This is a genomic window from Aquimixticola soesokkakensis, assembly GCF_900172375.1.
GTDB lineage: Bacteria > Pseudomonadota > Alphaproteobacteria > Rhodobacterales > Rhodobacteraceae > Aquimixticola > Aquimixticola soesokkakensis.
Map to the genome: position 1 here is coordinate 197,299 of NZ_FWFS01000008.1, position 25,944 is coordinate 223,242.

The window sequence follows — 25,944 nt, forward strand, 5'->3', positions numbered from 1 at the left end:
GAGGGGGCGGGCAAAAAATTAGTCATGAGATCATCAATTTTTTGATCGCATATTCAATTTTCTAGACCAGATCTATGGCGCGTAAGCTCACGTGGTCTGGTCTCCTCTTGCGCACTCATGCATCCAGTCGGGGGCGTGACTTCTTGATCGTACTGGCGAGGTGGTTCTAGGGTGGATTTTCTTTCATAATGTTGATTTTAAAATAAAAATATAATCTCAATACTAAATTGAAAATACGTTTTTGCCTTTTCGAGAAATCTTCTTTTGCATCTTTCTGAGGCATCTTTTGGAAATTCTAAGGCTGTATTTCTGGCGTGTCCTGGGGGGGTGAAAATCTGAAAAATTAAAAAATTATACGATAAGAGCAAATTCATTTGCGCATTGCAAATATTGTGCTAACCATAACGAGGAGGGGCGCACACCCCTCAAAGGGAGGAAATTCAGATCATGGCGACAGACCGCCTGGCGTGGTCCGCGAGAGCGGGCTGTGCCCCGAATTCTGCTGGCTTGCGGCTGGCGGGCGGGTCGCCGGTCTGTGCGTGTATCTGAGGAGGACGCGTGATGAACACTGCAAACAATGCAACCTATGGCACCATGCCGCCCGGTCTATTTGGCCGCGGTCGACCGTCGTTCGAGCTTGGGACAGTCGTGCTGTCAACGCTGGCGCTGATCGTGCTTTGCATGATCTTCGCGCCCTCAAGCATCAGCTCCGGCGCGCTTGCGGGAAGTCTACCCTTCGCAGCTGTGGCAGTGATCGTCAGCCTTGGTCAGATGCTTGTGGTTCAACAGGGGGGCTTCGACCTGTCCGTCCCCGGTGCCATCAGCCTCTCGGTGGTGATCTCGACACATTACCCTGCGGGCAATGACGCGGAACTTTTGCCCGCCGTGCTGCTGGCGCTGGCCTTTGCGCTTGGCGCAGGTCTGTTCAATGGCATCTTGATCGGTGTCGTGCGCCTCAATGCCATCGTGGCCACCATCGGCACGAACGCGCTTCTTTACGGCGGTGTCATCGCGATTTCCGGCGGTGTGCCGCGCACGACCACGCCGCTTTTGTCGCGCATCGCAGGCGGCGAGTTTCTGGGCCTCGGTTATACCGTCTGGTACGCGCTTGTCATCCTCTTGATCGTGGCCGTTGTCCTGAAAAAGACCGTCGCCGGACGTAGGTTCGAAGGCATCGGTGCCAACCCGGCCATGGCGCGCACGGTCGGCCTGCGCGTGCGTTCCTACGAGCTGTCCGCCTATGTCAGCGCACAGCTGCTCTACTGCCTCGCCGGCATTCTGCTGGCCGGTCTGACGAGTCAGCCGACCGCCTTTCTCGGCAACAGCTACCTGCTGCCCTCCGTCGCCATCGTCGTCCTTGGCGGGACGTCCTTGATGGGCGGACGTGGCTTTCCGGTGCCGACGGCTCTCGCAGCTTTCTTCCTGACCCAACTGGGCCAGTTCTCGATCACCATCGGCGTACCGTTCTCAGCCCAGACCATCATCCAGGCGCTCGCGCTGGGTCTTGGCATCGCGGTCTATTCGTTCCGCCGCAGCTGATCCCCGATTTTCGCCGACATTTTCACCGACACGGACTTTAGAGGAGGAGACACCGTGACACTTACATCCAGAAAGATCGCTTTCGCCGCCACAGCGGCCCTGAGCCTCGCCGCCACCGCGGCCTTCGCAGAGGACATCCCGTCCTGGTGCGGGCCGGACAACGCAACGCTGGCCCTGCTTGATGGCAGTGGTGGCAACAGCTGGCGCCAGATCACCAGTGCCTCGGCCCGCGAAGAGGCGGAGAAATGCTCAAGCATCACCGACTTCTTCTACGCCGATGGCCAGGGTGACACGCAGAAATCCATTTCTGACATCAAGAGCTTTGCGGCCCGAGGAGTGGACGCCATGGTGGTCTTTGGCGATGCCGGTCCTGCTGTGCTTCCGGCGCTCACCGCTGCGCATCGCGCAGGTGTGACGGTCGTACCTTATCGTCAACAGGTCGGCGGCGAAGAGGGGGTGAACTACGCCAAATTCGTATCGGCCTCCTTCGTGAGCGACGGCGTGAATTTCGGCAACTTCATCAAGCGCGAATTCCCTGATGGTGCGAAAATGCTGTTCCTCAGCGGACCGGCGGGCAACAGCGTCGGGCTTGAGATGCTCGAAGGGCTGAACTCGGTCCTCGATGAGCGCTACGAATACCTCAACCCCGCGCCTTTCCATGTGACCAACTGGGACCCGGCGCTGACGCAACAGGTGCTGACCGCCGAGATCGCCAAACATCCGCAGATTGATGTGATCATCTCCGACTACGGCGCGTCTCTGATCGGCGGTCTGCCCGCCTTTGAGCGCAACGGGCGGTCGATCCCCGCGATCACAACGGAATCCGTCAATCTTCTGGGCTGCTTCTGGCATGACAAACAGGCCAACAACCCGGACTTCAAATTGCTGACACGCGGCGGTGGCAATGAAAACGGGCGCTTGGCCGCACAATGGGCGATCGCACTGGCGACCGGCGGCACGCCGCCAGAGACCAGCGTCTACACCTCCGAGATTTTCGAGGACTCCGTCACGGGCGAGCCCAGCGAGGTGCAATGCCGCCGCGATTTGCCGGGTGAGATTTACCTCTCGGCGAAATTGAGCCCGGAGAAACAGCTCGAGGCGATCAACCAATAAGACACATCCGCGACCCCGGTCGTCACGGCGACCGGGGTCCGGGAGACGCAAACGCATTGTCCAACTGCTCTGGAGGAGGGGGTAGGTCATGTCTATCGCAAGCAATATCGACGCGGCAAACACAGGGTCGCATATGGAGACCAACGTGCATTCTTTGGCAGAGGCGCCCATCACCATCGGGATGGCGGGAATTACAAAATCCTTTTCCGGCGTCTACGCCCTGACCGATGTGACGGTCGCGTTTCGTGCCGGAGAGGTTCATGCCGTTCTGGGGGAGAATGGCGCGGGCAAATCGACGCTTATGAGCATCATCTCCGGCGTGCTTCAGCCGGATCGAGGCGAGATCACCTTTGAGGGAAGTACCGCCTCTCCGCTAACGCCGGAGAAGGCTGCGGACCTGGGGATTTCTATTTCTTATCAGCACCCTGCCATCGTCGAAGATCTGTCGATTCTGGAAAACCTACAGGTCTCCTTGCCGCCCGCACTGTTCGAAGGGCGCAAGGTTTCGGATGTCGCGCGCGAGGTCATGTCTGCCGTTGGGCTGGACGTGCCGCTCAAGATGCGGGCAGAGGGGCTGAGCATCGGGCAAAAACTCCTGCTTGAGATCGCCAAGGCATTGGCCACGAAGCCGAAAGTGCTGATCCTCGACGAACCGACGGCCTCTCTCGACAAAGACGCCTCGGACATGCTGTTCGAACGCGTGCGTGCGGCGGCGGCTCAGGGCACGGCGGTCATCTATATCACCCACCGTTTGGCCGAAATCCGGCAAATCGGGCATCGCGTCACCGTTTTGCGCGATGGTCATGTGGCGGGCACGGGTCTGGTGCGCGATCTCTCCGATAGCGAACTTTTGGACATGATCGTCGGGCGCAAGCTCGATTCCACCTTTCCGCCAAAGGCCAAGCCGATGCTGGGTCAGGCCAATCTGACCGTCAAAAGCTTGGGCGGGCACGGGTTTTCCGACGTTTCTTTCGAGGCGCGGCCCGGTGAGATCGTCGGCATCGCAGGCGTCGCGGGCAACGGCCAGACCGAGCTGATGCGCGCGCTTGCGGGGCTGGATGCGGCGCGTGGCGAGGTGAAACTGGCCGGGCAGCGTCTCAACCATAAAGATCTGATCCACGCAGCGGCCTTCATGCCCGCCGACCGTCTGGTCGAAGGCGTCGCCAAGTCTTTTTCCGTGCGGGAAAACGCGGCTTTGGGCGCCTTGGAGAAATTCGCCTCTTTCGGGTTCATGAGCCGTCGCAAGGAACATCAGGCCGTCGTCGACACATTCCGCGAGCTGTCGGTGAAAACACCGGGGCTTGAAGCCAAGATCACGGCGCTTTCAGGTGGCAACCAGCAAAAGGTCGTTCTGGCACGCGCGCTTTTGGAACAGCCGGGGCTGATTGTGGCCGATGAGCCGACGCAGGGCGTCGATGTCGGCGCACGTTTCGAAATGTATCGCATCCTGCGCGAGATCAGCGGCGCGGGGACGCCGGTGGTCGTCAATTCGTCGGATGCCGCCGAACTTGAGGGCCTTTGTGATCGTGTGATCGTGCTGTCGAAGGGCAGAGTGGTCGCCACGCTGACCGGCGAAGATGTGGTCGAGGCCAAGATCGTCGCGGCGGCGGTCAGTGCGGATCACCATGCCGAGACAGGGGCAGAGCGTCGTGCGGACAGATCGCGGGGCGGCGCGCTTCGGCATTTCCTGCAATCGGACAATGCGCCGGCGGTTCCTCTTTTGGCGATCATGGTTGCTCTGGCGCTCTATGGCTATAGCCAGAACGCCAACTTCCTGTCGTCCTTCAATGTCTACAACACTCTGATGTTGGCCACGACGCTGTGCTTTATCTCGATGGGGCAAACCATCGTCTTAATGCTGCGCGGCGTGGATCTCTCCGTTGGGCCACTGGCCGGGTTGTCGGTGGTGATCGCGTCTTTCTTTGTCAATGATGGCGCGTCTCTGCCGAGGATGCTGACGGGCTTCGGGCTCATGCTGGCCGTGGCGGTTGTCGTCGGCCTCGCCAACGGCAGTCTCGTGCGCTACGCCAAATTCACCCCGATTGCCGCGACGCTGGCCATGTATATGGGGCTTCAGGGCATCAGCTTTCTGATGCGCGAGGGACCGGGCGGCTACATCAGCTACGATGTCACCGCGATCCTCGGCGCACAGATCGGGCCGCTGCCCTGGGCCTTCGTCGCGCTCATCGTCTGTGTGATCGTCGGGGAATATGTGCTGCGCAAAACCCGCATCGGCTGGCAAATCCGGGCCGTTGGCTCCGATGAGGAGGCCGCGCGCCGGATCGGGCTTAACGTCAATCGTCTCAACATCATGGGCTATGTTGCCACGGCTCTGTTCGTCTTCGTCGGTGCGCTGATGCTCATGGCGCAGATCGGTGTTGGCGATCCGCAGCAAGGCACCAGCTACACGCTCGCAAGTATCACTGCAGTGGTTCTGGGCGGCACGTCCCTGCGTGGCGGACGCGGCACTTTTATCGGCACGGCACTGGGTGCGGTTTTGTTGACGGAAATCTTCACCGCCATCGCCTTTTTGGGGCTCTCGCAAACCTATCAATACGTCTTCCAGGGCGCGCTGATCGTATTCGCGGCGGTGATCTACACCACCCTGCGCGGACGGCCTCAGGCGTGATCGCGCGATAGATTTCAAGAGGAGAAAAAATTTTGGATACGCTCGAAGTAAAGAACATCGTGATCACCGGCGGCACGGGCGGGCTTGGGTTTGCAATCGCCGAACGGCTGATGACGTCGGGTGCGAATGTCGTGCTTGCAGATCTGCCGGGGGCCGATGGGGAGGGCGCACTTGCCGCTCTGCCACAAGACAAGGGGCGCGCTATTTTCGTCGAGATGGATGTCTCCGACGCAGACGATGTCGAACGCGCCGCCGCCGAAGCTGAGGAGCGTCTCGGTCCCATCGACGGTGTCGTTGCGAACGCCGGCATCGCGCCGCCGACCGATGCGTTCGACTACGACGCGCAGTCTTGGCGGCGCACCATGGGCGTCAATGTCGATGGCGTATTCTTCACCGCGCAGAGCTTTGCCAAGCGGATGAAGGCGGCGGGGCGGCCCGGCAGCATCGTGATGATTTCGTCGATTGCGGGGTTTCGTGTCGTCAAGCCGGAGCGTCACGCCGCCTATGGCACAAGCAAAGCCGCGGTGGCGCATCTCGCCTCGCTTTTGGGGGTGGAATGGGCACCGCACGGCATCCGCGTAAACGCATTGGCCCCCGGCTACACCGCCACGCAAATTCTGAAAAAGGCACAAGAGAGCGACCCTGAGATGATGGCCAATTGGCTGTCGCAGGTTCCAATCGGACGCCTTTTGGAACCGGCGGAGATCGCCAACGGCGTTGCGTTTTTGCTGTCCGATCTGGCCAGCGGCGTGACCGCCACAACGCTATCCGTGGACGGGGGCTATCGACCGGCCTGAGCGCCGCGCCCCCTTTCGCAACTTTTGAAATCCACAGTCGAAAATATCACAGTCAAAACAGGAGGAAACCATGACTGTTGCAGAAGCAAATCAAGAGACCAAGACAAACACGCTGTTCGAACCCGCCCAACTGGGCAGCTGGGACCTGACCAATCGCGTTGCCATGGCGCCGATGTCGCGCTTTCGGGCCGATCCAAAAACCTGGGTGCCTGCGGATTACACCGCTGAATACTACGGTCAGCGCAACACCTGCGGCATGCTGATCACCGAAGCGACCCAGATGTCGCCGGACGCTGTCGGCTACCCGCGCTCGCCGGGGCTCTACAATGCCGAACAGACCGAGGTCTGGAAGGGCATCGTCGACGCAATCCACGCGGGTGGCGCCAAGGCGGTCGTTCAGCTTTGGCACACGGGGCGCATTTCGCACGCTTACAACCGTCCGACCGACAACCCGCATCCGATGGGGCCGTCGCCGATCAAACCCGTCACTGAGATGATCACCGACGAACACGGCATGGTGGAAATCCCGACGCCGCGTGAAATGACCAAGGACGACATCAAGTACGTCGTGGACATGTACGCCGAGACTGCGCGCAACGCCAAAGCGGCAGGGTTTGACGGGATCGAGATTCACGCCGCCAACGGCTATCTGATTGACCAGTTCTGTGCCTCGAACATCAACAAGCGCACGGATGAATATGGAGGCTCCTATGAGAACCGCCTGCGTTTCCTGCGTGAGATCATCGAGACGGTGGCCACCGTCTATGACAAGGGCAACATCGGCGTGCGCTTCTCGCCCTACGGTACGTTCAATGACGTGCATGAGGAGGACCCGCTCGCGCTCTTTACGGCACAGGTCAAACAGTCCGAGGCCTCCGGCGTGGGCTATGTCCATGTCATTCGTCCCGAAGTCACGGGCGACAATGATGTAGCGGAGGCCTTCGATCATGCCGACGTGATCGGTGTGGCGCGCGATCTCTATTCCGGTGTCATCATCGCGGCGGGTCAATACACGCGCGAAACCGCCGAACAGGAGATCGCATCGGGGCGTGCGGATATCGTGGCCTTCGGGCGGCCCTTCGTGTCGAACCCCGACCTGATTTCGCGGATGAAAGCGGGCACGGAACTGGCTCAGCTCAACCGCGACACGCTCTATATCCCGGGCCGCGCGGGCTACATCGACTATCCCGAAGCTTAAACACCCAAACCGGGCGCGAGGTCCTCGCGCGTCCGTCACAGAATTCCATATAAATCGGAGGAGAACACCATGGATATCGAACAGCGCATCCAGCGTCTTGAGGACATTCAGGACATCGAGAAGCTGACATTCCAATACGCCGCCTATTGCGACGACAACTACAACCCAGACGGAATCGCGAGCTGTTTCACGGAGGATGGCGTCTGGGTCGTTGACGGCGAAGGCGGCTCGAACAATGGTCGCGAGGAAATCCGCGAGCATTTCCGTCAACTGTCCAAGCACATCTCTTGGGCGATCCACATCGTGACCAACACGCGTGTCGATGTGCATGAGGACGGCAAAAGCGCCACCTCGCATTCCTATCTGCTGTGCTTCTGCACCATCGGCGAGGACGCCGTGGTGTTGACGTTGAACTACACCAACCAGTTCGTGAAACAGGATGGCAAGTGGTTCTTCAAAGAGCTGCGTGGCAGCACCCATCAGGTCTCGAACTGGGATCAGGGCTGGGTGAAGCAACAGTTCCGCTAAGAGCGGCCCTGGTAAGGCAGACTTTCTAGCCGCGAAACTCCGAAGGTCTGTCTTGGCCCGCCGTCCGTGTCCTCCACGACGGCGGGCATCTTTTTGTTGGGGCTTTGTTGGGGAGAAGTTTTTGCGCGTTCTCTCTGGCGTTTTGGGAGCCGTTTGGGCGGCGTTTATGCTTGCGGTTGAAACTATATTCTTGACGAAACGTTGGTTTATGGATAATCAATTTGCAATAATACAACTAACCAGGGGGTCGCGGACCTGGTGGAAGAAACGCACACGATACCGCCGCCCATTCTCTAGGAGGAGGAGACCAGAGATGAAACACTTCGCAATGATTGCTGCGGCGACGGCCGCATTTGCGGCAACGACGCCGGCCGACGCCTATGAGCTTCAGAGCACTTTCGGTCTGAACGTGCCGTCGCTGGGCGAAAGTCCGAAGAATTTCGCGCGCATGGTGTCGGAAATGACCGGCGGCGAAGTCAAAATCAACGTGCATGGTGCGGGCGATTTCGTGCCGCCCTATGAGGTCTTCGGCGCCGTCAGCTCCGGCGCGCTCGACATGGGGTTCGACTGGGCTGGCTACTGGAGCCAGCAAATCCCGGTTGCAAACCTCGTCGGCTCAATGCCCTTCGGCCCTTCGCCCGACGTGGCCATGGGGTGGATGTTCCACGGCGGCGGCAAGGAGATCATCCAAAAGGCCTATGATCCCTTTAATGTCCAATTCGTGCCCTGCCACCTCGTGGTGTCCGAAGCGGGCGGCTGGTTCAATAAGGAGATCAACACAGTCGAGGATTTCCAAGGCCTGAACATGCGCATCGCGGGTCTCGGTGGCCTGACGCTGGCCAAACTCGGCGCAAACACCCAGACCGTTCCGGCGGGCGAGATTTACCTGAGCCTCGAAACCGGGCGTCTCGATGCCGCCGAATTCTCCGCCCCTTCGCTCGATGTGGGCATGGGGTTCCAGCGCGTTTCCGAGTATTACTATTTTCCGGGTTGGCATCAGCCGATGTCCTGGGACTCGATCATCGTGAACAAGGCGGTGTGGGAAGATCTCGGTGAAGAGAACCAGAGCATCATCGAAGACGCCTGCCGCGCCAACGTCACCTTCAACCTCGCGGATCAGATCAATGCCCAAGGGCCGGCGATCGCTCAAATCCGCGAAGCAGGCACGGAAATCCGTCGCTTCCCGGATGAGGTCCTTGCCGATCTGCGCGAGACCGCAAATGTGGTGCTGGACGAGCAAGCCGCAAAAGACCCGATCTTTGCCGAGGCGCTCGCCTCCCTGCGGGTCTATATGGACGGCGTTGGCGAGTGGACGTCGCTCCAGATGCTGCCAGCTGCCGAGTAAATCCGGACAGAACGCAACGTGACGCGGTGACGAAGGCCGCCGTCGTCATGTTTGTGTCTGACCATTCTGATCACACCGAAAGGAGGGGCGATGACCAAGCCGACATCCGTGGTGCAAAAATTCCTGTGTTTCCCTGGTAAACTCGTGTCGTGGCTGGTGATCCCGCTGGCCCTGTCGATTGTCCTGTCCGTCATTGCGGCACGTCAGGGCTGGTCGGTGCTGATTGATTGGGAAGGTTCCGTGCCCCTGTTCGGCGAGGCCTTGACCGTCAACAGTCTTGTCGATCTGCAATGGTATATCTTTTCCGCTATCGTCCTATTTGGCGGGATTTGGGCACATCTTGAAGATCGTCATGTGACGGTCGATTTCGTGGCGCTCGGGTTTTCCGCACGCACCCGAACGCTGATCTCGCTGTTCGGCAATCTCTTCCTGTTGCTGCCCCTGTGCCTGCTCGTCATGTGGTTCGGATCGAAATTCGCGATGACGGCCTTTGCCACGGGCGAGGGCTCTATTCAGGGCGGCTTGACGGCGCATTGGCTGATCAAGGGCGCCCTGCCGGTATCCTTCGGTCTGCTGGGATTGGCCGCTTTGCTCAGGGCCGCGCAGGCCCTGCGCCAGCTCATCACAAAACAATATGGCGACATCCATGACGCCACGCCTACCTCCGGAGACTGATCATGATCGCTGAGTATTTTTGGCCCATTTTGATGCTGTGCTCGCTGGTGGCTCTGCTCTTCAGCGGCTTTGCCGTGGCGTTTGTCTTGGCGGGTGTCGGCATCCTTTTTGCTGTCGTCGCGGATGTGCCGATGGTCTTTCTCTCGATGGGGGTGCAACGCATCTATTCGGGCACTTTGACCAATTGGTTGCTTGCCGCGATCCCGCTCTTTGTTTTCATGGGGCTGATGCTGGAAAGTTCGGGCATCGCCGAGCGTCTGATGCGGTCGCTGGCCGCGCTCGCGGGCGGGCTGCCCGGCGGCTATGCCGTTGCGGTCGTCGTGATCGGCGTCGTGATGGCCGCCTCGACGGGTATCATTGGCGCATCTGTCGTGTTGATGGGCATGATGTCTTTGCCGGCGATGAAATCGGCCGGCTATGACATGCGGCTTGCCACGGGTGTGGTCGCCGCCTCCGGGACGCTCGGCATTCTGATCCCACCCTCGATCATGCTCATCATTCTGGGCGATCAGCTGCGTGTGCCGATTGGCGATCTCTTCATGGGGGCGATCTATCCGGGGCTGATCCTCGCCGGGCTTTATTTTGCCTATATCCTGCTCGTGGCGATCTTTTCGCCGCATCGCATGCCGGCACCTGAGCGCCGAGACGGGGTGCCTTTGGGCAAAGCCGTGTTTGCACTGATCAAAGATCTTCTGGCGCCGATGGTTCTGATCCTCGCTGTTCTCGGGACGATCATCACAGGTGTGGCGACGCCAACGGAATCTGCCGCAATCGGTGCGGTCGGTGCGACGTTGCTTGCTTTGTTTACAGGTGGTTTGTCTTTCAATACGCTCAAACGGGCGGTGTTCGAGACTACGAAAACTACGGCGATGATTGCCTTCGTGATGATCGGGGCGACTGTCTTTAGCCTTGTTTTTCGCCGCTTGGGCGGGGACGCGATGGTGGCGGATCTCTTCTCCTTTGGCGACGTGAGCCCCTATGTCACCCTCGGGGCGATCATGTTCCTCATCTTCATTCTGGGGTTCTTTCTCGACTGGGTTGAGATTTCGCTCGTGGTCATCCCGATCGTGGCGCCCATCGTTGGCGGTCTCGATTTCGGCCTGCCGAGCAGCGACGTGATCCTCTGGTTCGCGATTGCCTTGGCGGTGAATCTCCAGACCTCGTTCCTGACGCCGCCCTTCGGATATGCCTTGTTCTATCTGCGGGGGATAGATCGCTCGATCCCGATCAGCACGATCTACAAAGGCGTGATGCCCTTTGTGTTGATTCAAATCTCGGCACTCATTCTCATTCTTGCCATGCCGCAACTGGTGCTCTCCTTGCCGCTTGCTCTGCGCTAAAGCGCCAGTCGAAAAGAAAGGTCCCGCTATGTCCCAAGACCGTCAATCGTCTCCCCTGTTTCAGCCCCTGAGCATCCGGGGGCGGACCTTCAAGAACCGGGTGACTATTTCTCCGATGTGTCAGCATGCAGGCTCGGACGGTTATGTGACCGACTGGCATGTGGTGCATTACGGCAAGTTCGTTTTGGGCGGCGCGGCGCTTGTGTTGACCGAAAGCACGGCGGTCGCCTCGGACAGTCGGGTGGGGGTTGATGATCTCGGCATCTGGTCCGACGATCATATCCCGGGCCTCAAACGTCTGGCAGATTTTGCCCATGACAACGGGGCTTTGATGGGCGTGCAGCTCGCGCATTCCGGGCGTAAAGCCTATTCGCGGCCGCTCTGGCATGGCGGACAGGCGATGACGCCGGATGAGATCGACGCGGCAGATGTGCCATGGCGTCGGGTGGGGCCAAGCGCCCTCCCGGCCAGCACCGAATGGAGCACGCCGGAGGCTCTGGAGGCCGAAGAGATCACCCAGATCGTCGCGCAGCACGTCGAGGCGGCGCGTCGGGCGGAAGCTGCGGGCATGGATGTGGTCGAGCTGCACTACGGTCACGGTTACCTCGTGGCGAGTTTCCTCTCCCCTATCGCAAACAAGCGTGAGGACGCGTACGGCGGGAGCCTTGAGAATCGCATGCGCATCGCTGTCGAGATCGCGGAGGCCGTGCGGGCGGTTTGGCCCGAAGACAAACCCCTCTTCGCGCGGCTCTCTTGTGTCGATGGGGCCGAGGGTGGATGGAATATGGATGAGACGGTCGTCTTGGCCGAACGTCTGAAAGCCGTCGGGGTCGATGTCATCGACTGTTCGTCCGGCGGGCTGTCAGAGGAAACGCGGCGCGCAAATGTGCCGCGGGGCTTCGGATTTCAGGTGCCTTTTGCCGAACGTGTCCGCCGCGAGGTCGATGTCAAGACGCAGGCGGTCGGCCTGATCGTTGAGCCTGAACAGGCCGAAGAGATCATCGCAAATGGTCGGGCGGATTTGGTCGCCATCGGGCGTGCAGCGCTTGAAAACCCTTACTGGCCAGCGCTGGCGCAGCGGGAGCTGGAGGCTGGGCAGTCCTTCGAGGGCTGGCACGAGCGCCACGGCGCATGGTTGGAGAAACGCGAGCCTGTGCTGCGCAAACTTACGGCGGAGCGCGACGCGGCCTCTGACTGAGGCGACGTCGATTGAGGTGAACCAGGCTAGGCACGGCCAGGATCTCTTAGCGAGAGGGCCGGTATCCCAACTCCGCAGAGAGTTTCTGCGTTGTCGCAAGAAGCGCAGGGATGAATGTGTCTTCAAGCGCGCTCTGGAGATATTGGTCCTCGCCAATGATCGTCATCGCCAAAATGATCTGGTCGGAATAGTCGAAAATTGGTGCGGAATAGGCCGAAATGCCGGGCACGGGCGGGTCTTCGACCGTGGCAAAGCCGACATCGCGGATGTGATCCATTTCCTTCTTGGACACAAAACGCGCCTGTCCGACGCGGCCACTCAAGGCGCCTTCGCGTTTTTCCTTGTTGATCGCTTCCTTGACGGCGGTCTCCGGGAGAAAGGCTGAAAAAATTTGCCCGCTGGCCGTGCCTGTCATCGAATAGACGGTGCCGGGGCGGGTGTTCATGTTGATTTGACTGCCGCTTTCATAGACGTGAATGACGGTCGGACCAAACGAGCCCCAGACCACCAGCGCGACGTTTAGCGAGGTGCTCTTCGACAGCTCTTTGGCCGCGTCGCAGGCCATCTCGATGGGGTCTGAAGCGCGCATTCGCGTCATGCCCAGATCAATTGCAAAATGCCCGAGGCGATAGCGCCCCGTGTCTTCGTCCTGCTCGATCATGCCGATTTTGCGGTAGCTGACCAAATAGGCGTGGGCCTGTGCCGGGGCAAAGCCCGCGACCTTTGCAAGGTCTTTGAGCATCATCGGCTCGGCTTCGTCCGCCAGAGCGGCCAAAAGCTTGGCGCCCTGTTCAATTGACTGGACGCCGCGGCCTTCGCTTTTGGTTTCTTTGGTGCGGACGCTGGGCGATGCTATGTCCATCATGATACCCCCTCCCTTTATTCGGCTGCTGCCGAGGCTTGAGCGCCCGTTGACAGATCTTGTGCGACCGCCTTGAGGCGGCTCATGGCGTGAGATGTTTCGCTGACATCGAATTCACCGGAGGGGCCGATCAATGTCGCGACCAGCGCCAGCTTGCCGTCTTGGTCAAAGATCGGGTGTGCGATGGCGTTGATGCCGGGGATCGGCGCGCCCTCTGCGACGGCGCACCCAGCGTCACGCACTTTGTCCAGATTGTCGGCGTAGTCGCCATGGATGGGTTCAAGCCCGAGCGAGGCGTAGGACGTCTTTCTGGACAGCTCAATCGCGATTTGTTTCTCGATGGCCTCGGGCTCCCCAAAGGCGGCAAAGACGCTGCCGGTTGCGGTGCCGGTGACGGAAAACAAGGTGCCCGGTTTGACGTTCACGGTCGCAGGGCGCAGGCCGGTGTTGACGTGGATCACTGTCGGGCCAAAGTCGCTCCATGCGATCAGGGCAGAAATGGGACCCAGTTCTTCAGTCAACTTCATAAGGGCCTCGACAGACGCCGAGGCGATAGGCGAGGTCTTAAGCCAGCCAAACCCGAGGCTCATGGCCATGGGGCCTATGTTGTAGTGGCCTGAGGTGAATTCCTGATGGACCAGGCCGACGTGGCGTAGGCTGGTGAGATAAGCGTGGCACTGTGCGGGCGCCAATTCGGCGGCATGTGCGAGGTCTTTGAGCATCATCGGGGCACCGGCTTTGATCAGTGTTTTGAGGATGCGACCGCTCACTTCGATGGATTGGATGCCGCGGGCGCCGGAGCGAGTTTTTGTTTTTTTTGGTTCCATTTCGCCTTTATAACCTTCGGACTCTTCCGGTGCAGCGCCTGTCCCGCTGCTCTGACTTGGGTCTGTTATTTATATACAGAATGATTCGTTCCGTCTTCCCCAAAATGAAGTGGCGCAGAATGTCCTTTGCGGAACCGTAGGGCGTTAATCCTCGCTTATACACTGTCTTGGGTACAGTATCCCGGTGTCTTTGGTGGCTACGAGTTGGCTTAACGTTATCCATTGACCAATTAATTTGTTTATGGCAAACAAATGCACAATAGTCGAAGGGGCGTGGAGGAACGCGCCGACGCCAAGGAGTGGGTCGAACGCACAGAAGGCCCGAGGGAGGACATTATGGCTGATTATGTAATCGTCGGAGCAGGCTCCGGCGGAGCGGTTCTTATCAACAGATTGAGTGAAGATCCCAACGCGACCGTTGAGGTGATCGAAGCGGGCGGCTGGGACACCAGCCCGTGGATTCACATGCCGATGGGCTATTTCCGTCTGATGCAGACGCTGAAGCTCGACTGGGGCTATTACACCGTTCCGCAGAAACATGTGAACAACCGCACCATGTTCGTGCCGCGCGCGAAAAGCGTCGGCGGCTGTACGACCGTGAACGGCATGATCTACACACGCGGTCACCGCACGGATTATGACCACTGGGCGCAGCTCGGCAACAAGGGCTGGGACTACGACAGCATCCTGCCCTACATGAAGCGCGCTGAGAACTGGGGCGGCGGTGGCGACGAGGAGGTCCACGGTTTCGACGGGCCACTCAAAACCACCCGTAACCCGATCGAGGCGGAGCCCTGTGTTGCCTATCGCGACGCCTGTATCCAGGCCGGCATTCCTTATAACGAAGACCTGAACGGTGGCGACCAATACGGCGTCGGCCCCTGTGACGGCACTGTGCGTGACGGCATCCGTTCTAGCGTCTCGCGTTGCTACATCACGCCGATCAAACATCGCAAGAACCTGACCGTGCACACCAAGGCGATGGCCTCGAAGATCATCGTCAAGAACGGTCGCGCCGTGGGTGTCGAATTCATTCAGGGCCGCCAGAAAAAGACGGTCTGGGCGGACAAAGAAGTGCTGCTCTGCGGTGGCACGTTCAATTCGCCGCATTTGCTGCAACTCTCGGGCATTGGTGATCCAGAGCATCTGCGCAGCATCGATGTGGATGTCGTGCACGATCTGCCGGGCGTGGGCCAGAACCTTCAGGACCACCTTGCAAGCTCCGTCAAACAGGGCCTGTCGAAACCCGTGTCGCTTCTGGGGCAAACAAAACCCTACGCGGCGGCTCTTGCCCTCTTGCAATATTACACTTCGGGCAGCGGCCCGGTCGCCGGTCACGGGGTGGAGGTCATGTCCTTCATCAAAACTCGTCCCGACCTGATCGCCCCGGATGTGCAGACGCACTTCAACAACATCATGTATAAGGACCACGGTCGCGAAATCATCAATGTTGAAGGCTGCATGCCCTATTTCAACATTTCCCGCCCGCAAAGCCGTGGCACGGTGATGGCACGTTCGAACGATCCGTTCAAACTGCCCGAGCTCGATCCGAACTTCCTGTCGGTGCCGGACGATCTGCGGGTGCTGCGGGACGCTTTGAAAGTGACGCGCGAAATTCTGGCGCAGCCGGCCTTTGATGCGATCCGTGGCGACGAGTACCTGCCAGGTAAGGGTGTCGTTTCGGATGCCGACCTTGATGAATACATCAAGGACGATTGTAACAGCGTCTATCACCCGGTCGGCACTTGCAAGATGGGCAGTGACACGATGGCTGTTGTGGATGACGAGCTGCGCGTGCGTGGTGTGGAGGGGCTGCGGGTCGTGGATGCATCCGTGATGCCGACCCTGACCAGCGGCAACACCAACGCGCCGACGATCATGATCGGCGAAAAAGCCGCCGATATGGTGCGCGCTGCGGCCTAAGGGCGGCAGGGCACAAGACCCAAGAAGATCAAAGCGTTGTAGGGAAGGGGGCGCGGCCCTCTCCCGCTCATCGGTCAGAGGAGGAGACCATGACACGACTAAACTTCAAGACGGTTGCAAAGCTCGGTACGAGCTGCGCGGCGCTGACTTTGGCTGCGACGGCTGCGACGGCGGAGACCGTGCGCGTCGATCAGGGCGCGGACATCACGGAGCTTTGCGGCTCCGACCCGATCCGTGTGGCGCTTGTCGATGGCTGGGGTGGCGACACCTGGCGCAAGATCACCTTTGCCGAGCTTCAGGACGAAGCCTCGAAATGCCCGAACATCACCGCAGAGGACCACTCCGACGCGGGCGGCGATCAACAGACCTACAGTGCGGCCATCAACGGCTATGCGACGCAGGGCTATGAGGTCATCATCGCCTTCACCGACTTCGGCGAAGCGGCGCTTCCGACCTACCGTATGGCCAATGGCGACGGCACGACGATGGTGCCCTATTTCAACCAGATCCCCGGTCGTGTGGGCTTTGACTATGCGGTGAACCCCTATCAGGATTCCGTGGCCATCGGCAAACAATACGCCGAATGGATGGCTAAGGCGCTGGACGGGGAAGGCAATGTGTTGATGCTGGGCGGGCCTGCGGGCGCTTCCTCGTCGACCAACTTCCTGAACGGTTTCAAGGAAGGCCTTGCGGATCATCCGGGGCTGACGCTTCTCGATGAGAACTTCATCGCCACCAACTGGAACCCGGCGGATGCGCAAAAGGCGGCCGCGGGTCTTATCGCCAAATATGGCGATAGCATTGACGGTATTGCGTCTGACTACGGCGTGAGCACGCTCGCGACGCTCAAAGCCTTCCTTCAGTCCGATGTCGAAGTGCCGGCGCTGGCAACCATCGCCACCAGCAACGAGATGAACTGCATGTATCTCGAAGCCATCGAGAACGATGAAGCATGGCCGTACCTCGCCCTCGATGGTTCGACCGCCGACATTCGCTTTGCTCTGCGTCAAGCTGTTGCTGCGCATAACGGCATCGAATTCAACGAACCGCTCGGCGTGGTGCCCTATACCTATGCCGACAGCACCTCCGGCGTCGTGCCGAAATGTTCCGACACGGCGCCGCCGGATGCTGACCTGTCCTCGCTTTTGCCCGAGGACAAGCTGAACGCCCTGTTCCAGCAATAAGTTGGATCACTAAAAACAGACCGTGCCAGAGGAATGGCGCGGTCTTTCCACAGAAAACTTTGGAGCGCACACATGACGAAAGCATTCACAATTTCCGACCCGCTCGCCTCAGTCAGCGCCGAAACGCGCGCTTTCCTCGGTCAAAAGCACAAACTGTTCATCGGCGGTGACTCCGTCGACGCCGCCGACGGCGCTCGTCGCGATGTGGTTGACCCCGCGACCGGCAAGGTGATTGCCAATGTCGCCGACGCCAGCCCCGAGGACGTGAACCGCGCCGTGGCCGCCGCCCGCAAAGCCTTTGATGGCGGGGTGTGGGCCGAGACGAAGCCGCTCGAACGCGTGAAACTCCTTTGGCGCATCGGCGAGCTGATCGACAAATACTCCGAGCAACTGGCCGAGTTGGACACGCTCGACGAAGGCTCGCCCTACGGCGTCGTGAAGAACGGCTATATCGTAGGCGCCGCCGAGCATTTCCGCTATTTCTCCGGCTGGGCCAACAAGATCACGGGCGACACACTTCCGGTCAGCCTGCCCGGCGATTGGCATGTCTACACCACTCGCGAGCCCGTGGGTGTCGTGGGTCAAATTCTGCCGTGGAACGTGCCTTTCTTGATGATAGCGTGGAAGCTTGCCCCGGCTCTCGCGGCGGGTTGTACCGTCGTTGTGAAACCGGCCGAAGACACGCCGCTCTCCGCGATGCTCTTTGCTGACATTTGCCGCGAGGCAGGTGTGCCGGAAGGTGTCGTGAATATCGTGACTGGCGATGGCAAAATCGGTGCGGCTCTGGTTGATCACCAAGACATCGACAAGATCGGTTTCACCGGCTCCACCGCCACCGGCCAGGCCATCGTGCGTGCCGCCTCCGGCAACCTCAAGCGCGTCAGCCTTGAGCTTGGCGGCAAGAGCCCGGTCTTCGTCTTCCCCGATGCGGATATCGACGGGCTGATCCCGCAGGTCGCCGAAGCGGTGTATCTGAACAGCGGTCAGGCCTGTTCCGCAGGTTCGCGTCTCTACATCCATGAGGATGTCTACGACCGCGTGATCGAAGGCGTTGCAGCCTATTCCGAAGGTTTGAAACTTGGTCACGGTCTCGATCCGGCGACCAACATGGGGCCGATCATTTCGCAAAAGCAATATGAGCGTGTGAACGGACTTCTGGAAACCGGCGTCAAACAAGGTGCCAGCATGGTGGCTGGCGGTGACGCGGGCATGGAAGGCTACTTTGTGCGCCCGACACTTCTGCGCGATGTGACGCCGGAGATGACGGTCTACAAAGAAGAAATCTTTGGTCCGGTGATCAGCGCGATGAAGCTCAACACCCGCAACATCGACGAGCTGGCCCGCGAGGGGAACAACACCGAATACGGTCTTGCCGCGTCAATCTGGACCAAGGATCTGTCGCTGGCGCACAAGCTCGCTGCCAAAGTGCGCGCGGGTACGATCTGGCTCAACGCCCACAACATGATCGACCCGTCGATGGGCTGGGGTGGCTTCAAGCAATCCGGTTGGGGTCGCGAAATGGGCCGTTCTGCGATGGATATCTATACCGAGCAGAAAACCGTTGCGATGAAGATCGGTTGATCCGGTCGCCAACTCAAAAAGAAAGGGCGCTCCGTTGGGGGCGCCCTTTTCATTTGGTCGTCAGAATTTGGTCAGCGGTCCGGTTCGATCTCGCGCAGCGTGGCTATGATCGCGCGCAGTTGCCGATCTTTTTCGGGGCCGAGCGCCGCTTTCAGACGTGCGTCAAATGCGTTGGCCTCGCGCCCCAGATCCGCAAACACCGTCTGCCCCTTTTCGGTCAGGCTGAGGATTTCCGCGCGCTTGTCCTCGGGGCTTTCCGTACGAGACAAAAGCCCCTCTTGTTCCAATGCGGCCACCGCGCGGCTCACGCGGGTCTTTTCTTCATGGGCAATGTCGCAAATCGCACGCCCCGTGAGCCCGCCATAGCGTCCGATGATCGCCAGCACCCGCCATTGCGTGCGGGTCAGCCCGTAGCGGGCACGATAGATGGATTGAAAAGCCCTCCCGGTCACCTCCGCTGTCTGGTTGAGGAGAAAGGGCAGAAAATCCTCCAGATCGAAATCATAGGGTGTCTTGTTTTTCTGCGGGGAGGGAGGTGTCTGGGTCATGGGGCTCGATGTGACTGTAAGGTTCACGGAGAATGCCAAGCCGCGCGACGATTGTCATCCCGCCTGCGCGATCTGATGTGCGATCAGTCCTTGGGTGTGACATCCGGGTGTGCGGCCTGAACGGCGGGCAGCGCCTCAAGGCGTTCCATGATACCGGAAAGACGCGGGAAAGGTGTCAAATCGACGCCCCAGCGCCGCGCATTGTAGACCTGTGGGACAAGGCACAGATCGGCGAGCGTGACGGTGTCGCCAAAGCAATAGGTGTCTTCACCCAACATCGCCTCGAAATCTTTCAGACCTGCTTCAATGAAATGCTGCATCCAGCCCTCCATTGTGATGGTGCCGCCAGAGGCTGTTACGGCCTGTTTCGCAACGCGCAGGTTGCACACCGGATGCACCTCCATGGCGATGGAATAGGCCAATGCCCGCACACGCGCCCGCTCAGCGGGATCTTTTGGAAGAAAGCCGCAATCGCGCGTCTCGTCGAGATATTCGATGATCGCGAGAGATTGAGTGAGGTTCAGCCCGTCGAGCTCAAGCGCCGGAACGAGGCCCTGAGGATTGCGCGCGAGATGCGCTGCGCTGCGCTGTTGCCCCTCCACAAGGTTGATCGGCACGCTGTCCCAAGGCATCCCCGCTAGTCCGAGGGCGATCCTCACCCGATAGCTCGCTGAAGATCTCCAGTAGTCGTAAAGCGTGGTCATGGTGTGCCCTTCCGGTTTGTCTATTCTGCGGTATTGTTATTTGATAATTGCGAACAGATTATCATTTTTCGTTGCGCCAGCAACTAATTCGTGTTTTGCTGCCCGCAATAAAAACGCACTGTTGGAGGATCGACCTAATGAGCACGTTCGAACATCCGAATGGATTGAAAAGTGCTGCCGGTCTGCATGGGCTGCACAATGACCCGAATGCCGGCTACATGCCGGGTTTTGGCAATGATTTTGAAACCGAAGCTCTACCGGGCGCGCTGCCGCAGGGCATGAACAGCCCGCAGAAATGCGCCTATGGCCTCTATGGCGAACAGCTGTCGGGCACGGCATTCACGGCGCCAGCGCATCAGAACGAACGCACCTGGTGCTACCGCATCCGCCCGTCGGTCAAACACACGGGCCGATTCTCCCGAATCGACATGCCCTATTGGAAATCCGCACCGCATGTGGACCCGGACGTGGCCTCGCTGGGTCAGTATCGTTGGGACCCGATCCCGCATTCCGAGGAGGAGCTGACCTGGGTCACCGGCATGCGCACGATGACCACGGCGGGCGATGTCTACACGCAGGTTGGGATGGCCGCCCATGTCTATCTCGTCACGGCCTCCATGGAAGACGAGTATTTCTACTCTGCCGACAGTGAGCTTTTGGTGGTGCCGCAAGAGGGGCGTTTGCGCTTTTCGACCGAACTCGGTGTGATCGAGCTTGAGCCGAAAGAGATCGCCATCCTGCCGCGCGGTCTCGTTTACCGTGTCGAATTGCTCGATGGCCCGGCGCGGGGCTTTGTCTGCGAGAACTACGGTCAGAAATTCGAACTGCCGGGGCGTGGTCCCATCGGCGCGAACTGCATGGCGAACAGCCGCGATTTCAAATCGCCCGTCGCCGCCTTTGAAGATCGCACGGCGCGCTCGCGTGTCGTGATCAAATGGCAGGGTCAGTTCCATGAGACCTTTATCGATCACAGCCCGCTCGACGTAGTGGCCTGGCACGGCAACTATGCGCCGGTGAAATACGACCTGCGCAACTATTGTCCGATCGGGGCGGTCCTGTTCGATCACCCGGATCCGTCGATCTTCACCGTTCTGACCGCGCCCTCGGGCGTGCCGGGCACCGCGAACATCGACTTTGTTCTGTTCCGCGAGCGCTGGATGACGATGGAGGATACCTTCCGTCCGCCGTGGTACCACAAGAACGTGATGTCCGAACTGATGGGCAATATTTACGGCGAGTATGACGCCAAATCGCAGGGCTTCGTGCCGGGCGGGATGAGTCTTCACAACATGATGCTGCCGCACGGGCCGGACAATGATGCGTTCGAAAAGGCGACCCTCTCCGAGCTGACGCCCCAGAAACTCGATAACACCATGTCCTTCATGTTCGAGACCCGTTTCCCGCAGCATTTGACTGGCTTCGCCGCCAATGAGGCGCCGATCCAGGACGAATACATCGACTGTTGGGACAGCCTCGAAAGCCATTTCGACGGCACGCCTGAAGGCAAATGGGACAAGTGATCTCCCGGCATTTCGGCTGATCAGATAGCGAGCGTCGCCCCGAGGGGCGCGCTCAGACATACAGTCAGGATTGGAATGACTATGACCCTGAAGATGAGTTGGGTCGCGAGCGCGAACAGCGCGACGACCGACTTTCCGCTGAACAACCTGCCTTACGGCGTGTTCTCCCTCACTGCATCGACGCCGCGCTGTGGTGTGGCCATCGGGGATATGATCCTCGATGTCGCCGCCTGCGAAGAGGCCGGGCTGATCACGCTCGAAGGTGGGCCTTTGCTGCAATCCGGTGTGTGGAACCCGGTGATGGAGGCGGGCGCCCCTGTCTGGAGCGCGCTGCGTGCGCGCCTGACCGAGCTTTTGGCCGAAGGCGCCGCCGATCAGGCCGCGCTGGCAGGCCATCTGGTGCCGATGGCGGATGCCGAGCTGCATATGCCGTTCACGGTGTCCGAATACACCGATTTCTATGCCGGCAAGAACCACGCGTTCAACGTCGGCACCATGTTCCGCGGCGCGGAAAATGCTTTGCCTGCCAATTGGTTGTCGATCCCAATCGGCTACAACGGGCGCGCGTCGTCTGTGGTGGTCTCCGGCACCCCCGTGACGCGGCCATGGGGTCAGCTGAAGGGGCCGAATGACGCGTTGCCGCGGTTCGATACGTCGAAACGCTTTGATCTCGAGCTGGAGTTCGGCGCCATCGTCGGCACGCCGTCCAAAGGCATGGTGTCGGTGCAAGAGGCCGATGATATGATCTTTGGCTATGTCCTGTTGAACGACTGGTCCGCGCGCGACATCCAGGCCTGGGAATATCAGCCGCTTGGCCCGTTTCAGGCCAAGGCGACCGCCACCACGATCAGCCCCTGGATCGTTGCCAAGGCGGCACTCGAGCCGTTCCGCACCTCGACGCCGGAGCGCGAGCGTCCGCTCTTGGCCTATCTCACCGAACCCGGTCCGATGCTTTATGACATCGCGCTTGAGGTTGGGCTGGCGCCTGAGGGCAAGGGCGAGACCATCATCACGCGCACGAATTACGCGGAAATGTATTATTCCGCGGCGCAGCAGCTCTGTCACCACACCACGTCCGGCTGTTCCATGCGCACTGGCGATCTGTTGGGCTCCGGTACGATTTCTGGCCCGACGAAAGACAGCCGTGGTTCGCTTTTGGAGCTGAGCTGGGGCGGCAAGGAGCCGCTCACACTCGACACCGGAGGCACCCGCAGTTTCCTCGAAGATGGGGACCGCCTCACGCTTCGTGGCGCGGCCAAGGGCGATGGCTATCGCATCGGCTTCGGGGACTGCACAGGGCAAATCCAGCCCGCAATTGATCTGCCCGCATGGGCACAGGAGGAGAACTAATCATGGCAAAAGCATTCGCATCGCAAGGCGACATGGAAGAAAAGAACATCAGCTTCACCGAAGTGGGGGAAGGGCTTTACGCCTTCACCGCCGAGGGGGATCCGAACACAGGCGTGATCATCGGCGACGAGAGCGTCATGATCGTCGAAGCACAGGCCACCCCGCGTCTGGCGCGCAAGGTGATCGAATGCGTGCGTTCCGTGACGGACAAGCCGATTTCCCATGTCGTTCTGACCCACTATCACGCCGTCCGCGTGCTCGGAGCCTCCGCTTACGGTGCGCGCGAGATCATCATGTCCGACACCGCCGCCGCCATGGTCGAAGAGCGCGGTCAAGAAGACTGGGACAGCGAATTCGGTCGCTTCCCGCGCCTGTTTCAAGGCCATGAAGAAATCCCCGGTCTGACCCGCCCGACCACGACCTTTTCCGACCGCATGACGGTTTATCTCGGCAAGCGCCGCGTTGACATCATGACGCTGGGCCGTGCGCATACCGCAGGTGATGCGGTGATCTGGGTGCCGGATCAGGAGGTGATGTTCACGGGCGACATCGTGGAATACCACTCCGCCTGCTACTGTGGCGACGGCCACTTCGGCGACTGGCCTGAGACGCTGGCCAACATCGCCGCCTTCGAACCGAAATCCATCGCGCCGGGTCGCGGTGACGCGCTTGTGGGCGAAGAAATGGTGGCAGCCGCCATCGCCAACACTGCCGATTTTGTCGAAAGCACCTACAAGCCCGTTGCCCGCATCGTGGCGCGTGGTGGGTCTTTGAAAGAAGCATGGGATGCGGTGCGTGCCGAATGCGATCCGAAATTCGCAGATTACGCGATCTACGAACATTGCCTGCCGTTTAACGTGGCGCGTGCCTATGACGAAGCCCGTGGAATCGATACGCCGCGCGTCTGGACCGCCGAGCGCGATCAGCAGATGTGGGAGGCCCTTCAGGGGTAAGCCACAGATGAACAAGGTTTATTCTTCTGCTCAGGAGGCCCTCGAGGGCCTCCTGTTTGACAATATGCTAATCGCCTCGGGCGGGTTCGGCCTCTGCGGCATCCCTGAACTACTGATCGACGCCATTGTCGAGAGCGGCGTCAAGGATCTGACCGTGGCCTCCAACAACGCAGGTGTCGATGGGTTTGGCCTCGGCAAGCTGTTGGAGACCCGCCAGATCCGGAAAATGATGTCCTCCTACGTGGGCGAGAACGCCGAATTCATGCGCCAATACCTGTCGGGTGAGCTGGAGTTGGAATTCAATCCGCAGGGCACGTTGGCCGAGCGCATGCGTGCCGGCGGGGCGGGCATTCCGGGGTTTTACACCAAAACCGGCGTCGGCACCGTGATCGCCGAGGGCAAGGATCATCGCGACTTTGGCGGCGAGACCTACATCATGGAAGAGGGCATTTTCGCCGATATTTCTATCGTGAAGGCGTGGAAAGCCGATGAGACCGGCAACGCGATTTTTCGCAAGACCGCGCGCAATTTCAATCCGCCGGCGGCGATGTGCGGCAAGATTTGCATCATGGAGGTCGAAGAGATTGTGCCCACCGGCTCGCTCGACCCGGACCACATCCACATGCCCGGCGTCTATGTGCATCGGCTCATTCAGGGCGAGCATGAAAAACGTATTGAGCAGCGCACCACGCGGCAGAAAGCGGAGGCGTAATTATGTGGGACCGCAATCAAATGGCCGCGCGCGCGGCGCAGGAGCTGGAAGACGGCACCTATGTGAACCTTGGGATCGGCATCCCGACCTTGGTGCCGAACTTCATCCCGGAGGGCGTTTCCGTGACGCTTCAGTCAGAGAACGGTATGCTCGGCATGGGGCCGTTCCCCTATGAAGGCGACGAGGACCCGGACCTGATCAACGCGGGCAAGCAAACCATCACGGAGCTTCCGAACACCGCCTATTTCGACAGTTCTTTCAGCTTCGGCATGATCCGCGGTGGCAAAATCGCCATGGCGATCCTCGGCGCGATGGAGGTCGACGAGAAGGGCGATCTGGCGAACTGGATGATCCCCGGCAAGCTGGTGAAAGGCATGGGCGGCGCGATGGATTTGGTCGCGGGCGTGGGCCGTGTGGTGGTGGTGATGGATCACACCAACAAACATGGTGAGAGCAAGCTTTTGAAGGCCTGCACCCTGCCGCTGACCGGTCAGGGTGTGGTGGATCGGGTGATCACCAATCTGGGTGTGCTGGATGTGGTCGAGGGCGGTCTCAAGATTGTCGAACTGGCCGATGGGGTCACGGAAGACGAGCTTCGCAAAGCGACCGAGGCGACGATTGTGGGCTAAGCGCCTGCCTGAGTATTTTCACTGCAATGAAGACAGAACGCGGCTCAGAGATGGGCCGCGTTTTATTTATTGAGAATGAATTCGTAAATTTGATCTATGTCAAATGCGGCTATCTAGCCCTTCAATATAGTTGCATATGTAACCAAATTGGAGAACGACATGAAGATCGAACGCATTCACCACGTCGCATATCGCTGCAAAGACGCGAAGGAGACGGTGGAGTTTTACACCAAGATGCTGAACATGGATTTCGTGCTGGCCATCGCCGAAGACCAAGTGCCTTCGACCCATGAGCCGGACCCGTATATGCACCTGTTCCTCGATGCGGGGGGCGGCAATATCCTTGCGTTTTTCGAGCTGCCGACCAAGCCCGAGATGGGCCGGGATGAAAACACCCCGCCTTGGGTGCAGCATATCGCGTTTCAGGTGAAGGATCGTGACGCTCTCTTGGAATACCGCGATCATCTTGAGGCCAATGGCATCGAGGTGTTGGGTGTGACGGATCACACGATTTTCCATTCAATCTATTTCTTTGATCCCAATGGCCACCGTGTTGAACTGGCGGCGCCCGACCCGGAACAGGAGAAAGCGCTTGAGCGGCTGGACGCGGTGAAATGGGATATGCTTGAGGAATGGAGCAAAACCAAACGCGCGCCGAAACATGCCGATTGGCTGCACGCGAAGGAATTCGACACGGCGGAGTGAGCCGTAAAGGATTCGATGGAGCCGCGTCCTTCGAGAGAAGGGCGCGGCTTTTTCGTGTCCGGGACGTCCAGGAAAAAAGAAAGC

The 25,944-nt window shown here is 59.6% G+C and carries 23 protein-coding genes; 19 read left to right on the forward strand and 4 right to left on the reverse strand.

Annotated features, from left to right (window positions below):
- Positions 1-561: 561 nt before the first annotated feature.
- From AQS8620_RS11700 to AQS8620_RS11745, 10 genes are all read left to right on the forward strand, one after another.
- Complete coding sequence (locus AQS8620_RS11700; RefSeq protein WP_200809621.1) at positions 562-1,539, forward strand: ABC transporter permease; 978 nt, start codon at positions 562-564, stop codon at positions 1,537-1,539.
- A gap of 54 nt (positions 1,540-1,593) precedes the next feature.
- Positions 1,594-2,652: a substrate-binding domain-containing protein gene (locus AQS8620_RS11705; RefSeq protein ID WP_085837078.1), complete on the forward strand. Its 1,059-nt coding sequence runs from the start codon at positions 1,594-1,596 to the stop codon at positions 2,650-2,652.
- Positions 2,653-2,740: 88 nt separating this feature from the next.
- Positions 2,741-5,281, forward strand: coding sequence for an ATP-binding cassette domain-containing protein (locus AQS8620_RS11710; RefSeq protein WP_200809622.1), 2,541 nt, complete (start codon positions 2,741-2,743; stop codon positions 5,279-5,281).
- 32 nt (positions 5,282-5,313) lie between these two features.
- The gene (locus AQS8620_RS11715) at positions 5,314-6,078 is read left to right on the forward strand and encodes an SDR family NAD(P)-dependent oxidoreductase (protein ID WP_159453237.1); all 765 of its coding nucleotides are present in this window, start codon (positions 5,314-5,316) and stop codon (positions 6,076-6,078) included.
- A 70-nt stretch (positions 6,079-6,148) separates the two neighbouring features.
- Positions 6,149-7,276: an alkene reductase gene (locus AQS8620_RS11720; protein WP_085837080.1), complete on the forward strand. Its 1,128-nt coding sequence runs from the start codon at positions 6,149-6,151 to the stop codon at positions 7,274-7,276.
- A 69-nt stretch (positions 7,277-7,345) separates the two neighbouring features.
- The gene (locus AQS8620_RS11725) at positions 7,346-7,804 is read left to right on the forward strand and encodes a nuclear transport factor 2 family protein (RefSeq protein ID WP_085837081.1); all 459 of its coding nucleotides are present in this window, start codon (positions 7,346-7,348) and stop codon (positions 7,802-7,804) included.
- Between the two features lie 313 nt (positions 7,805-8,117).
- Positions 8,118-9,149: a TRAP transporter substrate-binding protein gene (locus AQS8620_RS11730; protein WP_085837082.1), complete on the forward strand. Its 1,032-nt coding sequence runs from the start codon at positions 8,118-8,120 to the stop codon at positions 9,147-9,149.
- A gap of 90 nt (positions 9,150-9,239) precedes the next feature.
- Positions 9,240-9,824: a TRAP transporter small permease subunit gene (locus tag AQS8620_RS11735; protein ID WP_085837083.1), complete on the forward strand. Its 585-nt coding sequence runs from the start codon at positions 9,240-9,242 to the stop codon at positions 9,822-9,824.
- Positions 9,825-9,826: 2 nt separating this feature from the next.
- The gene (locus AQS8620_RS11740; RefSeq protein WP_085837084.1) at positions 9,827-11,164 is read left to right on the forward strand and encodes a TRAP transporter large permease; all 1,338 of its coding nucleotides are present in this window, start codon (positions 9,827-9,829) and stop codon (positions 11,162-11,164) included.
- Positions 11,165-11,192: 28 nt separating this feature from the next.
- The gene (locus tag AQS8620_RS11745) at positions 11,193-12,362 is read left to right on the forward strand and encodes an NADH:flavin oxidoreductase/NADH oxidase (protein WP_085837085.1); all 1,170 of its coding nucleotides are present in this window, start codon (positions 11,193-11,195) and stop codon (positions 12,360-12,362) included.
- Between the two features lie 46 nt (positions 12,363-12,408).
- Here AQS8620_RS11745 and AQS8620_RS11750 read toward each other — a convergent pair whose 3' ends face one another.
- Positions 12,409-13,227, reverse strand: coding sequence for an IclR family transcriptional regulator (locus AQS8620_RS11750; protein ID WP_234990463.1), 819 nt, complete (start codon positions 13,225-13,227; stop codon positions 12,409-12,411).
- Between the two features lie 14 nt (positions 13,228-13,241).
- A complete protein-coding gene (locus AQS8620_RS11755) occupies positions 13,242-14,051 on the reverse strand; it encodes an IclR family transcriptional regulator (protein WP_085837086.1) in 810 nt (269 codons plus the stop codon).
- A gap of 336 nt (positions 14,052-14,387) precedes the next feature.
- On the opposite strand from AQS8620_RS11755, the gene AQS8620_RS11760 reads away from it, so the two are divergent.
- From AQS8620_RS11760 to AQS8620_RS11770, 3 genes are all read left to right on the forward strand, one after another.
- The gene (locus AQS8620_RS11760) at positions 14,388-15,974 is read left to right on the forward strand and encodes a GMC family oxidoreductase (protein WP_085837131.1); all 1,587 of its coding nucleotides are present in this window, start codon (positions 14,388-14,390) and stop codon (positions 15,972-15,974) included.
- Between the two features lie 89 nt (positions 15,975-16,063).
- Positions 16,064-17,158, forward strand: a complete 1,095-nt coding sequence (locus tag AQS8620_RS11765) for a substrate-binding domain-containing protein (protein ID WP_085837087.1) — start codon at positions 16,064-16,066, stop codon at positions 17,156-17,158.
- A gap of 72 nt (positions 17,159-17,230) precedes the next feature.
- Entirely contained in the window at positions 17,231-18,739 is a 1,509-nt protein-coding gene (locus AQS8620_RS11770) for an aldehyde dehydrogenase family protein (RefSeq protein WP_085837088.1), read from the forward strand.
- 71 nt (positions 18,740-18,810) lie between these two features.
- Here AQS8620_RS11770 and AQS8620_RS11775 read toward each other — a convergent pair whose 3' ends face one another.
- Together AQS8620_RS11775 and maiA are read right to left on the reverse strand one after the other, a co-directional pair.
- Positions 18,811-19,287, reverse strand: coding sequence for a MarR family winged helix-turn-helix transcriptional regulator (locus tag AQS8620_RS11775; protein ID WP_085837089.1), 477 nt, complete (start codon positions 19,285-19,287; stop codon positions 18,811-18,813).
- Positions 19,288-19,370: 83 nt separating this feature from the next.
- Positions 19,371-19,991, reverse strand: coding sequence for a maleylacetoacetate isomerase (gene maiA / locus AQS8620_RS11780; protein WP_085837090.1), 621 nt, complete (start codon positions 19,989-19,991; stop codon positions 19,371-19,373).
- Positions 19,992-20,128: 137 nt separating this feature from the next.
- Between maiA and hmgA the strand changes: the two genes are divergently transcribed.
- The 6 genes from hmgA (at position 20,129) to AQS8620_RS11810 (ending at position 25,860) form a co-directional block, all read left to right on the forward strand.
- Entirely contained in the window at positions 20,129-21,511 is a 1,383-nt protein-coding gene (gene hmgA, locus AQS8620_RS11785) for a homogentisate 1,2-dioxygenase (protein ID WP_085837091.1), read from the forward strand.
- Positions 21,512-21,592: 81 nt separating this feature from the next.
- On the forward strand, positions 21,593-22,861 hold the full coding sequence (gene fahA, locus AQS8620_RS11790; protein ID WP_085837092.1) for a fumarylacetoacetase: 1,269 nt from the start codon (positions 21,593-21,595) through the stop codon (positions 22,859-22,861).
- 2 nt (positions 22,862-22,863) lie between these two features.
- Complete coding sequence (locus AQS8620_RS11795) at positions 22,864-23,814, forward strand: MBL fold metallo-hydrolase (RefSeq protein WP_085837093.1); 951 nt, start codon at positions 22,864-22,866, stop codon at positions 23,812-23,814.
- A gap of 7 nt (positions 23,815-23,821) precedes the next feature.
- The gene (locus AQS8620_RS11800; RefSeq protein ID WP_085837094.1) at positions 23,822-24,526 is read left to right on the forward strand and encodes a CoA transferase subunit A; all 705 of its coding nucleotides are present in this window, start codon (positions 23,822-23,824) and stop codon (positions 24,524-24,526) included.
- Complete coding sequence (locus tag AQS8620_RS11805) at positions 24,526-25,155, forward strand: 3-oxoacid CoA-transferase subunit B (RefSeq protein WP_085837095.1); 630 nt, start codon at positions 24,526-24,528, stop codon at positions 25,153-25,155. The genes AQS8620_RS11800 and AQS8620_RS11805 overlap by 1 nt, the downstream gene beginning before the upstream one ends.
- A gap of 159 nt (positions 25,156-25,314) precedes the next feature.
- The gene (locus AQS8620_RS11810; protein ID WP_085837096.1) at positions 25,315-25,860 is read left to right on the forward strand and encodes a VOC family protein; all 546 of its coding nucleotides are present in this window, start codon (positions 25,315-25,317) and stop codon (positions 25,858-25,860) included.
- The last annotated feature ends 84 nt before the right edge of the window (positions 25,861-25,944 follow it).

What these genes read in the sequence shown, in the direction of transcription:
- AQS8620_RS11725 (WP_085837081.1), top strand. Translation starts at nt 7,346, where the DNA reads ATGGATATCGAACAGCGCATCCAGCGTCTTGAGGACATTCAGGACATC.
- AQS8620_RS11765 (WP_085837087.1), top strand. Translation starts at nt 16,064, where the DNA reads ATGACACGACTAAACTTCAAGACGGTTGCAAAGCTCGGTACGAGCTGC.
- AQS8620_RS11760 (WP_085837131.1), top strand. Translation starts at nt 14,388, where the DNA reads ATGGCTGATTATGTAATCGTCGGAGCAGGCTCCGGCGGAGCGGTTCTT.
- maiA (WP_085837090.1), bottom strand. Translation starts at nt 19,991, where the DNA reads ATGACCACGCTTTACGACTACTGGAGATCTTCAGCGAGCTATCGGGTG.
- AQS8620_RS11770 (WP_085837088.1), top strand. Translation starts at nt 17,231, where the DNA reads ATGACGAAAGCATTCACAATTTCCGACCCGCTCGCCTCAGTCAGCGCC.
- AQS8620_RS11710 (WP_200809622.1), top strand. Translation starts at nt 2,741, where the DNA reads ATGTCTATCGCAAGCAATATCGACGCGGCAAACACAGGGTCGCATATG.
- AQS8620_RS11775 (WP_085837089.1), bottom strand. Translation starts at nt 19,287, where the DNA reads ATGACCCAGACACCTCCCTCCCCGCAGAAAAACAAGACACCCTATGAT.
- AQS8620_RS11730 (WP_085837082.1), top strand. Translation starts at nt 8,118, where the DNA reads ATGAAACACTTCGCAATGATTGCTGCGGCGACGGCCGCATTTGCGGCA.
- fahA (WP_085837092.1), top strand. Translation starts at nt 21,593, where the DNA reads ATGACCCTGAAGATGAGTTGGGTCGCGAGCGCGAACAGCGCGACGACC.
- AQS8620_RS11700 (WP_200809621.1), top strand. Translation starts at nt 562, where the DNA reads ATGAACACTGCAAACAATGCAACCTATGGCACCATGCCGCCCGGTCTA.
- AQS8620_RS11735 (WP_085837083.1), top strand. Translation starts at nt 9,240, where the DNA reads ATGACCAAGCCGACATCCGTGGTGCAAAAATTCCTGTGTTTCCCTGGT.
- AQS8620_RS11720 (WP_085837080.1), top strand. Translation starts at nt 6,149, where the DNA reads ATGACTGTTGCAGAAGCAAATCAAGAGACCAAGACAAACACGCTGTTC.
- hmgA (WP_085837091.1), top strand. Translation starts at nt 20,129, where the DNA reads ATGAGCACGTTCGAACATCCGAATGGATTGAAAAGTGCTGCCGGTCTG.
- AQS8620_RS11810 (WP_085837096.1), top strand. Translation starts at nt 25,315, where the DNA reads ATGAAGATCGAACGCATTCACCACGTCGCATATCGCTGCAAAGACGCG.
- AQS8620_RS11745 (WP_085837085.1), top strand. Translation starts at nt 11,193, where the DNA reads ATGTCCCAAGACCGTCAATCGTCTCCCCTGTTTCAGCCCCTGAGCATC.
- AQS8620_RS11795 (WP_085837093.1), top strand. Translation starts at nt 22,864, where the DNA reads ATGGCAAAAGCATTCGCATCGCAAGGCGACATGGAAGAAAAGAACATC.
- AQS8620_RS11740 (WP_085837084.1), top strand. Translation starts at nt 9,827, where the DNA reads ATGATCGCTGAGTATTTTTGGCCCATTTTGATGCTGTGCTCGCTGGTG.
- AQS8620_RS11755 (WP_085837086.1), bottom strand. Translation starts at nt 14,051, where the DNA reads ATGGAACCAAAAAAAACAAAAACTCGCTCCGGCGCCCGCGGCATCCAA.
- AQS8620_RS11800 (WP_085837094.1), top strand. Translation starts at nt 23,822, where the DNA reads ATGAACAAGGTTTATTCTTCTGCTCAGGAGGCCCTCGAGGGCCTCCTG.
- AQS8620_RS11750 (WP_234990463.1), bottom strand. Translation starts at nt 13,227, where the DNA reads ATGATGGACATAGCATCGCCCAGCGTCCGCACCAAAGAAACCAAAAGC.